This is a genomic window from Natrinema pallidum (genome assembly GCF_005890195.1).
Taxonomy (GTDB): domain Archaea; phylum Halobacteriota; class Halobacteria; order Halobacteriales; family Natrialbaceae; genus Natrinema; species Natrinema pallidum.
The window spans coordinates 3026898-3041167 of the sequence record NZ_CP040637.1 but is presented as its reverse complement, the minus strand read 5'-3'; the positions used below and the strand labels follow the sequence as shown (position 1 = coordinate 3041167).

Sequence of the window (14270 nt, the reverse complement as noted above, 5' to 3'; positions counted from 1 at the left end):
CCGTCGGTATCGCGGCTGACCGCACGGGGGAGCCCGCTCATCGCGCGATCGCCTCCACGAACGCCTCAGTTGCGTCGTCCGGCCCCGCGACGAACGCCTCGTCGCCGGCCTCGAGTCGGCGTTCGATGTCGGGACCGAACACCCAGTCGTGGCGGCGGCCGCTCGTTTCGCTGCCCTGCCGCCGCACGGCGAGGATCGTCACGTCCGCCGGCGAGGCCGTCGTCTCGAGGCCGGCGGTCTCGTCGTCCACACCGGTCGCACCGACGGTGCATCGACGGATGGCGTACCCCTCGCGTTTGACCAGCGCGAGCGCCTCGAACTCGCGGCTCGTTCCCCGGGACCGTACGACGAGGCGTGGCGACTCGCCCTCGAGAACGGGTTTCACGTCCCGCCGAGCGACGGCGAGGGTCACGCGGCCCGGACCGCCGGCGGTCGCCGCGTTCGGTTTCGCGTCGGCGCTTGCGGGTTCGATGGCGTCCCCGCCATCGGTCGCCACCTCGTCCGGCGTCTCGGGGGCGGCGGCCGTCGCGCGGTCGCCGTCGATATCGGTCCGGGCGCTCAGAACCGTCCCGGTGATCGAGCGGTCGCCGGTGCGGACGGTCACCTCGTCGCCGCGAGCGATGCCCGTCGGGACGAGGGTCGCGATCGAGACGGCCCGTTGGCCCGCCGGCACGCGTCGCGAGAGGCTGCCGGACGGCGGTGCTGCGGTGATCGTCGCCCGCGCCCGTTCGTCGATCGCGACGTCGATATCCGCGAGGTCGTGGTCCGTTCGGAGCCGTTCCTCGAGTCGAGCCTCGAGTTCCGAGAGGGGAAGGTCGGCCGGCAGTCGCCACGACCCGGTCTTCAGTGTCCCACGGAGGGCGGGCGAGAGCGGCGGGTAGCCTTCCATGTCGCGGACCTCGCCGGTCGGACGGACCGTGACCTGTCCGACCGAGCCGACGAGTTCGACGACGTCGGCCGAGAGGGTCCGCTGTCGCAGACGGGTAAACGAGAGCCGGCGCGGGAGTTCGGCCCCGAGTTTGTCGCCCTGGTTGTGGGCGTAGAGCGCGAGCATGAGGACGATCAGGACGGCAATGAACAGCCGCGGCGACTGCGCGATCGTCGGTTCGACGAGTCCGAGCAGCCCACCTTGGACGCTGGCGATCGACAGCGCGAGAACGACGACACCGAACCCGGGCAGCGTGACGCCGGTGAAATATCGCACGAGAAAGCCCAGCGACCCGGCGACGAACGCGGGAACGATCCCGGTCAGGAGCCCGAGATAGAGCCCGAGCAGGACTTCGATCAGCAGGTCGACCGGAAGCGATTGCATTGTGGGACCGTGGGCCGGCCTCGTTAAATCAGCACCGACACGGGCGTCGTGACGGTGTCCCGACGGCGATCACCGTGCCGGCGGCACTCATCTGTATCGCCCTGTCGACCATTCGATCTTTCGCGGGGCCGATGACTTCGGCCGCAGCGTTGTCCGACGACGCCGGTGAGATCGAAGACCCGACGTGAATCGTCCCGGCATCCTCTCTCGACGTGCTCGGTGTGGGGTTTATCACTCCGCCGACGGTAGCGGACCTATGCTCTCTCGCGTTCTCGTCCCGATGGACGGCTCGACGCTCTCCGAGCGCGCGCTCACGTATGCCCTCGAGAACCATCCCGACGCGTCGGTTACCGTCATGACCGTCGTCGGCGAACCGTCGGTGATGATGGGGGACGCGGTAGGTCTCGCCTTCGAAGACGACCTCGAGACGGCCGCGACGGACCGCGCCGAGCCGATTTTCGATCGCGCTCGGGAAATCGCCGCCGACCACGACGCCGAGATCGATACCGTCGTCGCTGTCGGCCGTCCCGCACGAGCGATCGTCACGCGGGCTGACGAGTACGACGCGGTCGTGATCGGCAGCCACGGTGGTGACGTGGTCGATCGGTTGTTCGTCGGCAACGTCGCCGAAACGGTGTTCGAGCGCTCTCCCGTTCCGGTGACCGTCGTCCGCTGACTGGGTTCGGTCGCGAACGCGATGGTCGTTCCGAGCGAAGTTCAAACGGAGACGTTTAACTAACGCTGTCGCACAGCGGTGTGTATGGTCGACCGGTCGCCTCGAGCGCGTCTCCCGGAGAACTGGCGACGAGTGGTCACGACGCGGATCGCCGTCGTGCTCGTGTTGCTCGTCGCCTTGCTCTCGGTCGCCACCGCGGTCATCAACATCGGGACCGAGACCGTTTATGGGCCGCTCGCGGAGTACATCCCCGATGTCGTTCAGGACGCCGCCGGTTTCACCGGCGCACTCACCGGGTTCCTGATGGTCGGCAGCGCGCTTGCGCTCCGGCGCGGCCTCAAAGCGGGATGGCGGGCGACGTTCCTGCTCTTGCCGCTGACCGCAGCGCAGGGACTGCTCCAGACGAGCCAGTACTCGGTCCCGCTGGTCGTCCTCTCGCTGGTCGCGATGCCGATCCTCCTGCTCACTCGCGACCGGTTCGAGAAACCGCTCTCGCTGACCACGACCCAGATCGCCGCCGGCTCGGCGCTCGTCGGCGTGCAACTGTACGGTACCATCGGCGGCTACGCCCTTCGGGAGCACTTCGAGGGCATCAACACCATCCTCGATGCGTTCTACTTCACGCTGATCACCTCGAGTACGGTCGGCTACGGCGACGTGACACCCAACCCCGAGTCGGTTCAGGGGCTGTTGTTCACGATGACCGTGCTCGTGCTGGGCGTCGCCAGTTTCGGTATCGCCATCGGTGCACTCGTCGGTCCGCTGATTCAAGACCGCATCTCGAAAACACTCGGCAAGATGAGCGAATCACAACTCCAACTCCTCGAGGAGCATCTCCTCGTGCTCGGCTACGGCGAACTGACGGAACCGATCGTCGACGAACTCGCCGACAGCGGTCGGAAGTTCGTCGTCGTTACCAACGACCGCGAGGCCGCGACCCAACTCAGTGAACGGGATATCGCGGTCGTCACCGGCGATCCCAGTGACGAGGACCCGCTCCATCGCGCGAAGATCGACCGGGCGAGCGCGATCCTCGTCGCTACGAACTACGACGCCGAGGACGCGCTCGCCATCCTCACTGCCCGCCAGCTCGCGCCGGACAGGCGGATCGTCGCCGGCGCGACCGACCGCGAGAACGTCAAGAAACTCGAGCGAGCCGGCGCTGACACGGTGATCAGCCCCTCGATGCTCGGCGGCCACCTGCTCGTGCGATCGGCGCTCGGCAGCGACGAAAGCGACCTGATCGATCGTATCCTCGAGCGGGAGTAAGCGTCACCGACGACGGCCGCGGTGGACGATCGCCACGTCGGTCTCGAGATCGCTGAGTTTCCGGAACGTCGGCGGGGAGACGAACCGCGAGGCGGCCGAGCGATCGGTGCTCGAGCCGACGAAACAGACGTCGTACCGGGGAGCGGCACGGCTGAGGTAGGACGCGACCGCGGCGGTGACGACGTGGGTCTCGAAGCGTCCCGAGAACGCGTCGACGAGGTCGGCGAGCGTGCTTTCGGCCGTCCGCCGTCGCGATTCGCTATCGATACAGGTACAGACGCTGACCGGCCGGCCGGGCTCGCTCACCCGAATCGCGAAGTCGAGCATCGCGCGAGCGGTGTCGCCGGCACCCCGGACCGCAACGAGGCTGTCCCGCCAGCGGCGTCGCGGGACGCCGGTCGACCGGAACGCGATCACGTCGATCTCGCTGTCGAACAGGCCCGTGATGAACGACGAAAGGCCGCCGCTCTCGCGTTCGGCGTACGGTGTGACGATGAGATCACAGTTTTTCTCGCGGGCAGTTTGGAGCACGAGTCCGGCCGAGCGACCGCCGTCACCGGCGACGACCACCTCGCAGGGAACGTCGTACGCCATCTCGAGGTCCGCCGCGAGCGACTCGAGACGGCGTGCGGCCTCGGTGGCCGCGCGTTCGGTGCGGTCCGCCTCGGCCGGCCGACCGCTCTCGGGGTGGTCCTCGGACTGCCGCTCGACGCTCGTCTCGTCGATCACATCGAAAAGCACGACCTTTCCGGCGTCGTGTGCTCCGGCGATCGACGCGGCAAAGCGGGCGACCGTCTCCTCGCCATCGCCCAGCGGGACGAGCACGTGGTCGTCCCCGCTGGTCGTCTGGTAGAGGTAGCGCGCGCGTTTCTCGTAAAAGCGGTTCCGCCAGAGGACGAACGCGCCCGCGACGAACGCACTCGAGACGACGATGCCCAGGACGTAGGCCACCTGTGCGTTCCCGGTGACGAGGACCAGCAGTGCGGTCGAAAACGCGGTCGGCACCTCGAGATCGAGCGCCCAGGTACACACCCCGGTGAAGAAGACGCTGAGGGCGGCCCCGGTCGCGCTAGCTCCGCCGCCGCTTAGACCGATCGCGGCCGCGATTACGACTGCGAGCCACCCGCAACACGCCCCGACGGTCATCCCGCCGACGAACACCCACGGCGTCGCGTGTTTCCCTTCCGGGTCGGCAAAGAGCGTGTACGTGCCGGAGGCCAGCGGCGGGAACAGCAGAAACGAGACCGCCGCGGTCATGTTCGTCAGCCACGTCACCGCGGCGATCAACAGCGGGACGAAGACGAGCACCGAGAGCTGCAGGAGGTTTCCCGTGTGCTCGAGCCACCGGACGAACGCGTCGAGTTCGCGTCGCTCTAACCGACGGAGTCGTCTCGCGAGCGCGTGGAGCCGAACCCGCACCTGCTCGAGCATGGGGAGTCGTTGCTCGTGGCGCGAGGAAAACCGTTCGGCTTGGGTCGGGAGCGCGTCGACCGGGACACCTGCGACCGAACGACGCCACGGTTCGAAACCGGCCGCTGAGCGATGTTTCAGTCCATCCGATAGGAGGACCCCGTGTCGGAGTCCGCGTTCCGTTTCGATAACCGCTGCTCGAAGACGGTCCCCCGTGCCCGGCTACTCCGGTGCGCCCTCAAGAATGTCGACTCCGCTCGAGGCCCCGATCCGTTCGGCACCCGCCTCGAGCATGGCGACGGCAGCCTCGTAGCTGCCGATCCCGCCGCTGGCCTTGACGGGGAGGAAGTCGCTCATGAGGTCCACGTCGTCGACCGTGGCTCCGCCGTCCGCGAACCCGGTCGCGGTCTTGACCATCGCGGCGTCGGCTGCCGCGGCGGCCTCGCAGGCCCGCCGTTTCTCCGCGTCGGTCAGGAGCGCGGTTTCGATAATCACCTTGACCGGAATCGGTACCGCGGCAACCAATTCTGCGAGTTCGTCCCTGACCGCGTCGTCCTCGCCGGCTTTCAGCCGACCAATGTTGAGCACGACATCGAGTTCGTCCGCACCGTCCTGCCAGGCGGCGACTCCCTCCTTCCGTTTCGCGGCGGGCGCGTGCTGGCCGTGGGGGAATCCGATTACCGTCGCGAGAGTTACGTCAGGGGCGTACTCGGCCGCCAGTTCGACCGCGTACGGCGGAATGCAGGCGTTCATGCCGTACTCGGTAGCCTCGTCCAGGACGCCCCGGACGTCGGCGGGAGTCGTCGCGGGGCCGAGGACGGTGTGGTCGATCAGGGGCGCGAGTTCGCTGCGATCCATACCCGAGCGGACTCGCCGGACGGGCAAAAAGCCGTCCGATCGTCTTCGACTGGCACCGTTCGTGACCGGCACTCGAGCCGCCCTGACGCTGCTGTATCCCTCGCCGAGAAACGGACCTACCGGGACACCTCGTCCGACCGGTGCCGTGAGCGACGCCGATTCGTCCGCTGACGGGTCCACACGGGGACGACCGACAGTATCCTTTTGAGCGGCGGCGTGTAATCCCCCGGCATGGCCGATGCCGAACCCGGAGTCGTCCCGGCCGTCGAAGCCACTGCCGACGATATCGCCACCATGGAGATTCGGGGCGCGGCGACGATCGCCGACGCGGCCGCCGCGGCGCTGGCGACCCAGGCCGACCGCTCCGGAGCCGAGAGCCCGGCGGCGTTCCGACGCCACCTGCGAGCCGCCGCCAGAACGCTCTACGAGACCCGGCCCACCGCGGTCAGTCTCCCGAACGCCCTCCGGTACGTGCTCCGCGGGATGGACGGCGAGACCGTCGCCGACCTCCGGGCGTCGACAATCGCCCGCGCCGAGACCTTCCGTCGGGACCTCGAGCGCGCCCAGGAGACGCTCGGCGAAATCGGCGCGAACCGGCTCCGAGACGGCGACGTCGTGATGACCCACTGCCACTCGACGGACGCGCTCGCCTGTATCGACGTCGCCCTCGAGTCGGGGAAAGCGATCGAAGCGATCGTCAAGGAAACCAGGCCGCGAAAACAGGGCCACATCACGGCTCGACAGCTCCGGGAGTGGGGCGTTCCGGTGACCGTGATCGTGGACAACGCGGCCCGCCGGTACCTCGACAGGGTGGACCACGTGTTAGTCGGGGCCGACAGCATCGCGGCCGACGGCAGCGTGATCAACAAGGTCGGAACGAGCGGGCTCGCGGTCAACGCCCGCGAGCGGGGCGTCCCCGTCATGGTCGCGGCCCAGACGATCAAACTCCATCCGGACACGATGACGGGCCACACCGTCGAGATCGAACTGCGCGACGAGCGCGAGGTACTCTCCGACGAGGAGCGAGCGACGATCATCGGCAAAGGGGACGAGGACGAATCCGCTGCCGAAGACGACGGCCTGACCGTCGACAACCCCGCCTTCGACGTGACGCCGGCGCGGTACGTCGATGCGATCGTCACCGAGCGCGGCCAGTTCCCCCCGGAAAGCATTGTGACACTCATGCGAGAACTCTTCGGCGAGACGACCGACGAACCGTGGACGGTCTGAAGCGGCCGCAACTCGACGACCTGTGCTGTATTCGCCACCGGTCGGACTAGAATTTTTCACCGGACTGAATCTTCGATAATCGGAAAGTGTTAGTTCCTGGTGTGAGCTATTGGCCCTATGGTATTACCCGAGGGGTTCGTCGTCCCGCCGTGGTACCTGCTGGTACCGGTCATCGTTATCCTCGGCAGCATCATCGCACTGCTGTGGGCGCTCGAGCCGCCGGTGACCGACCGGACGGTCATCGCCTTCGCGCCGTGGATGATGTTCGGTGCGACGCTCCACGTCCTCTACAAACTGGCCGCGTTCCCGCCGAGCATCGAGCCGCTGTTTACCGCGCCGATGGTCTATGCGGTGACGGCGACTGTCGCGGGGGCCGTCTGGATCGTCGCCGTCTTCCTCCACGTCGGCGGCCTCCAGCGGACGATCCCCCGGTTCGTCGGCATCGCCGGCACGGCGTTTTTCACCGTCTTCGCGACCGGCGCGATCCTTCTCAGTCTCGAGACCGGGACCATCGCGCCCTTTTGGCCGGTTATCGGCGTCGTCGCCGCCGGCATCGTCACCGCGGTCGTCTGGCTCGTGGTGAGTCTCTGGGTCACCGACATCGCGGCGACCACGGGTGCGACGGGCGTGCTCGTCGTCTTCGGCCACGCGTTGGACGGAGTCACGACCGCGATCGGATACGACGTCCTCACGGCCGGCGAGGACGTCCCGCTCTCCCTGTTGATCCTCGAGGCCGGCGAGGCGCTGCCGACCGCGCAGTACATCGGTGCCGGGTGGCTGTTCGTCCTCGTCAAGGTCGTCCTCGCGGTGGTCATCCTCGGGCTCTTCCGCGAGTACGTCGAGGACCGACCCCAGCAGGCGCGGACCGTCCTCGCGTTGGTCGCCGCGGTCGGGCTCGGGCCGGCCGTTCACAACACGCTGTTGTTCGCGGTCGGCTGAGCGCCGTCGATTCTACCGGCCGGCTGCCCGTCGTCACCTAGGTTTTTGCCGCGTGCGGTCGTCGTCCCACTGTCATCGAATGGATTCGGTTACGGTACTCGCTGCCGGACACGTCAACTGGGACGTGACCCTCCGTGTCGACAGGTTCCCCGAACCCGACGGCGAGGCGTCGATCCGCTCGCAACGCCAGTCCGGCGGCGGTAGCGCCGCCAACGTCGCCGCCGCACTCGCCGGCCTCGATGTCGAGACCGGGCTGATCGGCAGCGTCGGCGACGACGATCACGGCCTGCTCGCCCGCCGTGAACTCGAGGCGGCGGGCGTCTCGCTGTCCGGCGTTCGCGTGGTCGAGGGAGCCGAAACGGCGGTCAAGTACCTCCTCGTCGACGAGACGGGGGAGGTCGCGATACTCGGCAACGACGGGGTCAACGAGGCGGTCGCACCCGACGATGTCGACCCGGAGCGCGTTCGGTCGGCCGATCACGTTCACCTCACGGGGCAACGGCCGGACACCGCCGCTGCGATCGCCCGACTCGCGAGCGACGCGGGGCGATCCGTCAGTTTCGATCCCGGTCGCCGGCTCGGGGACCGGGAGTACGGCGAGGCGCTCGCGCTCGCGGATGTCGTCTTCGTGACCGAGCGGGAAGCCACGGTGCTGTTCGGGGATGATCGGACCGATGCGGCCGACGGGAGCATCATCGTCGTCACCTGCGGAGCCGACGGGGCCGAAGCGTACACCCCGGATCGGACCGTCGTTCACGCGGGATTCGACGTCGATCCCGTCGATACCGCCGGAGCGGGCGACGCCTTCGCCGCCGGCTTTCTCGCGACGTGGCTCGAGGGAGGGGATATCGACTGCGCGCTCGCGTTCGGGAACGCCTGTGGTGCGCTGACTGCGGGTCGCGACGGCGCGCGGAGCGCGCCGACGGCCGCGGCCGTCGAGGACGTTCTCACGGAGCGGTCGTAACCGATGGATTCTTATGAGCCGTGTGAACTGGGACCAGTACCGCAGTCACGCGATTCTCACCGGGTGTCGTCTGACGGTAGTTATATGCGTGGGGACGTTGGCCACCTGAGTGAACAGTCACGATCCCGTGACTGAGAGACATGACGGAAGGAAGGGTAAACGACTCGAACGGATGCGGCCTTAGACGGCCGGTCCGGTACGAGCGACGAGCGGACGAACCGCCGAGTATCGCCGCTGCGATGGCACTGGCCCGGTATTACGGTGACGACGCCACCGGAACCAGTACGCAGCTCTACGAGTACATCGACCCGGACGCACTCGACAGCCTCTTCGCCGAGACGAACCGCGGCGATACCCGGACGACGGGGCTAGTCGAGTTCGAGATCGACGACGCGGTCGTTACGATTCGCCCGGAGCGCGTCGATGTTCGTCCGGCCGAGTGAGATCGCGGGCGGAGCCGCCGTCGAGCGGGGGACGGGGGTGGCATCGATGAGCACCGGTCACACCGATCGCTGCGTGGCCCTCCCTCGAACCTTTTTTGCCACCGCCCACGGAACCCGACGGTATGGCGACGCAGCCACACTTGTTGGTCGACGACGGCGACCTGACAGATATCGCGCTCATCCCGGGTGATCCCGGGCGGGTCGATCGCATCGCCGACCACTGCGACGAATCGGAGACGATCGCACAGAACCGCGAGTACAAGGTCGTCAACGCAACCTACGAGGGCCGGGAGCTGACGATCTGTTCGACGGGGATCGGCTGCCCGTCCGCCGCGATCGCCATCGAAGAACTGGCGAACGTCGGCGTCGAGACGTTCATCCGCGTCGGCACGACCGGCGCGCTCCAGTCGGGTATCGAGATCGGCGACATGATCGTCGCGACGGGCGCAGCGAAAAACGAGGGCACGTCGAAACGGTACGAGGCCGCCGAGTACCCCGCGGTTCCGGACTACGACGTGCTGTCGGCGTTAGCCGACGCCGCCGAGGCGAACGACGAGGACGTCCACGTCGGCCCGATCGCCTCCGATGACGCCTATTACGCCGAGACCGACGCGGCCGTCGACGACTGGGAGGCCGCCGGCATGCTCGCCGTCGAGATGGAGGCCGCCGCCGTCTTCTCGCTGACCCGCCGCAAGGGTCTGCGCGCCGGTGCGATCTGTACCGTCGACGGGAACCTCGTCGAAGGAACCCAGAAGGGAACCGCCACCGAGGACGACGAACTCCCTGAAAAGGCCAAGAACAACGTCGGCCGCGCGATCGATCTCTCGCTCGAGGCCGCGACCCACCTGTAGCGGTTCGACGCGACCGGTCGTCGCGGGTCGAGCGACGGCCGTTCTGTGCCTCTCTCGAGTGACCACCAACCGTTCGCGAAGCGACCGCTCGGTCGGCCGCCCGGTGCGGAACGCTCCGCCGACCTCGCGCGTCGCGCTGTTGCTACGCCGCCGTGAGCCGTTCGGCCAGCGTGGTCGTCCGCTCGGTCAGCGTTTCGGTCGTCTCGGAGGCTCCCTGGAGCCGGTCGTTGATCGTCGTGAACAGTCCCTCGAACGCGAGGGTGCCGTCGTCTTTCCGCCACGCCGCTGCCTCGCGGGCCGCGAGCCCGCAGGTCGCACACGACTCGCCCTCGAGCGACTCGAAACAGCCCTGACAGCGTTCGAGGCCGATGGGAACCGTTTCGCTCAGTCCGACGACCTCGCGGAGGGTCGACTGGAGGTCCGCCGCGGTGTCCGAAAACGCCGCGAGCGCGCGCCGGGTCGCCGGCTCGTAGTCCTCGTCGTCGAGCGCCGCGAGTCGCTCGAGTCGGGCGTCGACGACGGCGATGGCGAGCAGAATGTCGCGTCTGGTTCGGCGATACTCCGAGACCGAGTCGTCGATGTCGGCGTCGGTCCCCGGTTCGAGGGCGGTCTCGAGGGTCGACGGGAGCGCCGTCGCCAGCGACGCGAAATCGGCGACCGCCGAAATCGTCGTCCCCTGGAGTCGGGTGGTCTCCCGGACGCGGTGAAACAACGCGTCGGCTGCGATCGGCTCCGTCGCCACCGACCCCTCGAGCGTCTCGAAACAGTCGTCACAGACGGTGACGAGCGCACTCTCGTGGACCCGTCCCTCGAGCGGGACGTCGCCGACGGGGTAGGCTCGGAGCGTCGCCGGGTCGTCGCCGCCGTCGGTCCCGCAGTGGCGACACGTGAACGCGTCGCGGTCGAAAACGGCCTCTCGGTCGGCACGCCAGTCGCGTGAAGTCACGGGCGAGCGAAGACAGCGCGGCGACAAAAACGCTCCGACAGTCGTGCGGTCGACATCTGTTACTATCCCGTCCGGCGAGTGGGTAATATTAACACATAGCCGATCGTACGTTCACCTATGAGCGACGCGCCGGACGACACGGACCGACCGGAGGAATCGGCCGCGGCCGACGGGGACGAGTTCGACTTCGAGCGCGCGTACGACCGTGCCGACCTCGCCGCCGTCTTCCGCGAGTTCGCGACCGCTTTCGAGTCCGGCCGCCCCGTCCGCCTGACCGGCGCGGACCGGGCCGCCAGGATCGCCGTGCCGGAGCGGGTCGTCGCCGAATTCGAGGCCGAGTACGCTTCCGACGCCGACCCGCCGGTCGGCGAGCTCGAACTCGAACTCGAGTGGGACGATCCCGAGGGCTCGAGCGTTCGTCTCTCCGATCGCGGTTCGACCGCCGACACTGCCGAGTCCGCCGACGCCGACGGGACCGACGACGGCGACGAGCGCGGTGCGGCGGACCCGACGGCCGTCGATCCCGCGGCGGCGGTGATGCCCCTCGACGTGGGTGCGGACCACGACGATGGGACGGACGACGCCGAGACGGCCGAGACGGCGGTGACGACCGCCGAGGGGACCGACCGATCGGACGACTCCGGCCGGACCAGCCGGTTCGAGGTCTACGAAGACAACGCGGGTCAGTGGCGCTGGCGACTCGTCCACTGGAACGGGAACATCGTCGCCGACAGCGGCGAAGGGTACAGTTCGCGATCGAACGCCGAACGGGCGGCCCGGGGCGTCATGCGCAGCGCACCGACGGCGAATATCCGGCGACTCGAGTAGACGCCCCGGCACGCCGTCGGCGACCTACGGCCGAACGTCGTCGGCCTCGAGATCCACGTCGAGCTCCGCGGAGTGGTCGACCCGTTCGTACTCGAGTACGGGCGTGGTATCGTCGGGGACGGCGTTGTACTCCCGGAGGAACCCGACGATACCGCGTTTGCCGCCGAAATCACCGCGGTACTGCCTGAACAGCCGCGGGACCGTCGCGGTGTTTGCCGCGTCGTCGTAAGTGACGTTTTCCTCGAGGAACCACTCGATCGCGATGTCGAGTTCCTCGTCGACGTCTCGCGGCGAGTAGACCGCGATCGGCGGACAGTGCTCCGAGCTATGACCCAGCGCGAAGTGCACGCGCGGGTCACAGTCGGCGAGTCGGAACTGCCGTTCGAACGAGGAGGGAAACAGCCGAGGGAGGTAGCCAAAGCCCCACGGCTGCTTCGAACTGCGGAGCAGCCCGTGCTCGATGTCGTTGAGACTCAGCCAGACCCCGCCCACGGGGATCTGGTCGCGCGCGAAGAACTTCCAGCTATCGAGGAGCCCGCCCTCGCCCAGGTCGGGCTCTTCCTCCTCTAACAGCAACTGCGCGTAGGCGTTGTAGCAGTTAAGCCAGAAGGAGAGTTTCTCCTCGCGACTGGCGAGCGCCCGCTCGAGTTGCGATCGCTCGACCGACGCCAGATGCTCCCGCAGCGGGTCGGCGTCGCCCTCAGTCTTGACCGTATACAGGAGATCGGCCGAGAGCGAGAGGGGATCGAGCTGGGTCGACATTCGGGTCGAAATTCACCGAGCAGGCTCTTGAAGCCGTGTGACGGATTCACACGACAGTCCGATGTGGGAACAGGTCCAAGCCGTGGTTTTATGCCGACGTGCTCGAAAATAAGCCGTGTGAATCTCAGTAAGGGGTTCCTCCTCGCGCTTATCGCCCTCTTTGCGTACCTCTCGTTGTTGCTCGTCCTGCCGTTTTCCCAGTACATTCTGGGGGCCATCCTCATCGCGTACGTTCTCTATCCCATTCAGGAGCGTCTCGAGCGGCGCATGTCGCCGGCGATCGCCGCCGGCGGACTCGTCGCGCTCGCGATCGCCGGCTTCGTCGTCCCGCTTCTCGTCGTCATCGCGGCGGTCGCCAGCGACGCCCGGCGACTCCTCGAGCAGGTCAACACCGACTCGTTGGAGATGGCCGAACTCGAGCGGGCGATCGAGGAACAGACCGGCCGGACCATCGACCTGCCGTCGGTGCTTGCCGACGCCGCACAGAACGTCGGATCGGTAGTGCTCGGCCGTTCGACCGAGTGGTTCAGCGCGATCACGCACGTCCTGGTCGGGTTGGGACTCGCCATCTTCCTGCTGTATTACCTGCTCAAGGACGGCAGCGATCTCCTGGCCTGGATGCGGGAGCTGACGCCACTTCCGGACGACGTTCAGGACGACTTCTATCAGCGACTGGACGAGGTCATGTGGGCCGTCCTCGCCGGACACGTCCTGATCGCGATCATCCAGGGGACCATCGCCGGACTCGGGCTCCTCGCGACCGGCGTTCCTAACGCCGCGTTCTGGACGTTCGTCATGATTATCCTCTCGCTGATCCCGTTGATCGGGTCGTTCATGGTGTGGGGGCCGGCCGTGATCTATCTCGGACTGACCGGCGATCTCCTGCTCGCCGCCGGGCTGTTCGGATACAGCGTGATCGTCGTCGGCCTCTCCGACGACTACCTTCGGCCGATCGTTGTCGATCGCTACGCCGAACTCAATCCCTCCGTCATCATCCTCGGGGTGCTCGGCGGCGTCTACGCGTTCGGCGTTATGGGGCTGTTCTACGGCCCCGTCGTCCTCGGCGCGCTGATCGCGACGCTGGCAGTCATGAACGACCACTACGATCGCCTCGAGAACGAACCCGGAATGCAGTGACCGGCCGGCGGGTCGCGGCCCTACTGTGGCTCCTGTGTCCCCGCGAGCAGTTCGTCGACGAGCCGCGTGAACCGATCGACGAGCCGATCGGGAACGGTCGGCGTCACCGTCGTCAGTAGTCGCCCCGTCGCTTCGGGTTCCGCGAGTTCGAGGACGACGCGGTTCCGCTCGTCGTAGCGCTTCTCGACGAGGCCGTGGTCGACCAGGCGGTCGACGTGATACTCGAGCGTACTCCGAGCGATATCGAGGGCGTCGGTGATCGCTCCGGGGCCGGCCGGTTCGTTCTCGATCAGGTAGACGACGATCTCGCGGGCGGTTTCCCGCCGAAACAGTGCCAGTGCGGCCCGCTCCCACTCGTCGTACGTCGGCGGGTAGTAGTGGGTTCGGCCGTAGAACTCCTCGCGGACGAGTCGTCCCTCCTCGCGCAGCCGTCGGACGTGGTACTGGACCTGTCCCGGCGCGAAGTCGGACTCCCTGACGAGTTCGTTGAAATGGACGCCGGCGTTCGTGCCGACGTGCGTCCGAATCCGTTCTCGAGTGTCAGTCATAGCTCTCCCTTGGTGGAACGTACTCGGCGCTAGTGCCGTGGTGCATATAACGGGTTTCGCGCGTTCCCAACCCCCGGGAACGACGGCGACGGGGCTC

The 14270-nt window shown here is 67.5% G+C and carries 15 protein-coding genes; 9 read left to right on the top strand and 6 right to left on the bottom strand.

Translation table 11 applies throughout. The annotated features are described in order from the left end of the window. Positions 1–37 precede the first annotated feature (37 nt). On the bottom strand, positions 38–1312 hold the full coding sequence (locus FGF80_RS15080; protein ID WP_006186459.1) for a hypothetical protein: 1275 nt from the start codon (positions 1310–1312) through the stop codon (positions 38–40). Between the two features lie 256 nt (positions 1313–1568). On the opposite strand from FGF80_RS15080, the gene FGF80_RS15075 reads away from it, so the two are divergent. Together FGF80_RS15075 and FGF80_RS15070 are read left to right on the top strand one after the other, a co-directional pair. Then, positions 1569–1988 carry a universal stress protein gene (locus FGF80_RS15075; protein WP_138654937.1) on the top strand — a complete coding sequence of 140 codons (420 nt, stop codon included), beginning with the start codon at positions 1569–1571 and terminating at the stop codon, positions 1986–1988. An 84-nt stretch (positions 1989–2072) separates the two neighbouring features. Further along, the gene (locus FGF80_RS15070) at positions 2073–3257 is read left to right on the top strand and encodes an NAD-binding protein (RefSeq protein WP_138654935.1); all 1185 of its coding nucleotides are present in this window, start codon (positions 2073–2075) and stop codon (positions 3255–3257) included. Between the two features lie 3 nt (positions 3258–3260). On the opposite strand, the gene FGF80_RS15065 is transcribed toward FGF80_RS15070, so the two are convergent. After that, a complete protein-coding gene (locus FGF80_RS15065) occupies positions 3261–4688 on the bottom strand; it encodes a universal stress protein (protein WP_138654933.1) in 1428 nt (475 codons plus the stop codon). 201 nt (positions 4689–4889) lie between these two features. Next, positions 4890–5525, bottom strand: a complete 636-nt coding sequence (gene deoC, locus FGF80_RS15060) for a deoxyribose-phosphate aldolase (RefSeq protein ID WP_138654931.1) — start codon at positions 5523–5525, stop codon at positions 4890–4892. Positions 5526–5756: 231 nt separating this feature from the next. On the opposite strand from deoC, the gene FGF80_RS15055 reads away from it, so the two are divergent. From FGF80_RS15055 to FGF80_RS15035, 5 genes are all read left to right on the top strand, one after another. Further along, positions 5757–6755 carry a ribose 1,5-bisphosphate isomerase gene (locus FGF80_RS15055; RefSeq protein WP_006186453.1) on the top strand — a complete coding sequence of 333 codons (999 nt, stop codon included), beginning with the start codon at positions 5757–5759 and terminating at the stop codon, positions 6753–6755. Positions 6756–6872: 117 nt separating this feature from the next. Further along, a complete protein-coding gene (locus tag FGF80_RS15050) occupies positions 6873–7694 on the top strand; it encodes a DUF63 family protein (RefSeq protein ID WP_138654929.1) in 822 nt (273 codons plus the stop codon). A gap of 79 nt (positions 7695–7773) precedes the next feature. Further along, positions 7774–8658: a carbohydrate kinase family protein gene (locus tag FGF80_RS15045; protein WP_006186451.1), complete on the top strand. Its 885-nt coding sequence runs from the start codon at positions 7774–7776 to the stop codon at positions 8656–8658. A 140-nt stretch (positions 8659–8798) separates the two neighbouring features. Continuing rightward, the gene (locus FGF80_RS15040; RefSeq protein WP_007107692.1) at positions 8799–9101 is read left to right on the top strand and encodes a HalOD1 output domain-containing protein; all 303 of its coding nucleotides are present in this window, start codon (positions 8799–8801) and stop codon (positions 9099–9101) included. 122 nt (positions 9102–9223) lie between these two features. Beyond that, positions 9224–9952, top strand: a complete 729-nt coding sequence (locus tag FGF80_RS15035; RefSeq protein ID WP_138654927.1) for a nucleoside phosphorylase — start codon at positions 9224–9226, stop codon at positions 9950–9952. Between the two features lie 142 nt (positions 9953–10094). On the opposite strand, the gene FGF80_RS15030 is transcribed toward FGF80_RS15035, so the two are convergent. After that, positions 10095–10898, bottom strand: a complete 804-nt coding sequence (locus FGF80_RS15030) for an HNH endonuclease (protein WP_006186448.1) — start codon at positions 10896–10898, stop codon at positions 10095–10097. A gap of 117 nt (positions 10899–11015) precedes the next feature. Between FGF80_RS15030 and FGF80_RS15025 the strand changes: the two genes are divergently transcribed. Continuing rightward, positions 11016–11726 (top strand): amphi-Trp domain-containing protein, encoded by a 711-nt coding sequence (locus FGF80_RS15025; protein ID WP_138654925.1) that lies wholly within the window; start codon positions 11016–11018, stop codon positions 11724–11726. A 24-nt stretch (positions 11727–11750) separates the two neighbouring features. On the opposite strand, the gene FGF80_RS15020 is transcribed toward FGF80_RS15025, so the two are convergent. After that, complete coding sequence (locus FGF80_RS15020) at positions 11751–12488, bottom strand: DUF547 domain-containing protein (RefSeq protein ID WP_006186446.1); 738 nt, start codon at positions 12486–12488, stop codon at positions 11751–11753. 117 nt (positions 12489–12605) lie between these two features. Between FGF80_RS15020 and FGF80_RS15015 the strand changes: the two genes are divergently transcribed. Further along, positions 12606–13625, top strand: a complete 1020-nt coding sequence (locus FGF80_RS15015) for an AI-2E family transporter (protein WP_138654923.1) — start codon at positions 12606–12608, stop codon at positions 13623–13625. A gap of 20 nt (positions 13626–13645) precedes the next feature. On the opposite strand, the gene FGF80_RS15010 is transcribed toward FGF80_RS15015, so the two are convergent. Next, on the bottom strand, positions 13646–14173 hold the full coding sequence (locus FGF80_RS15010; RefSeq protein ID WP_138654921.1) for a winged helix-turn-helix transcriptional regulator: 528 nt from the start codon (positions 14171–14173) through the stop codon (positions 13646–13648). Between the last annotated feature and the right edge of the window lie 97 nt (positions 14174–14270).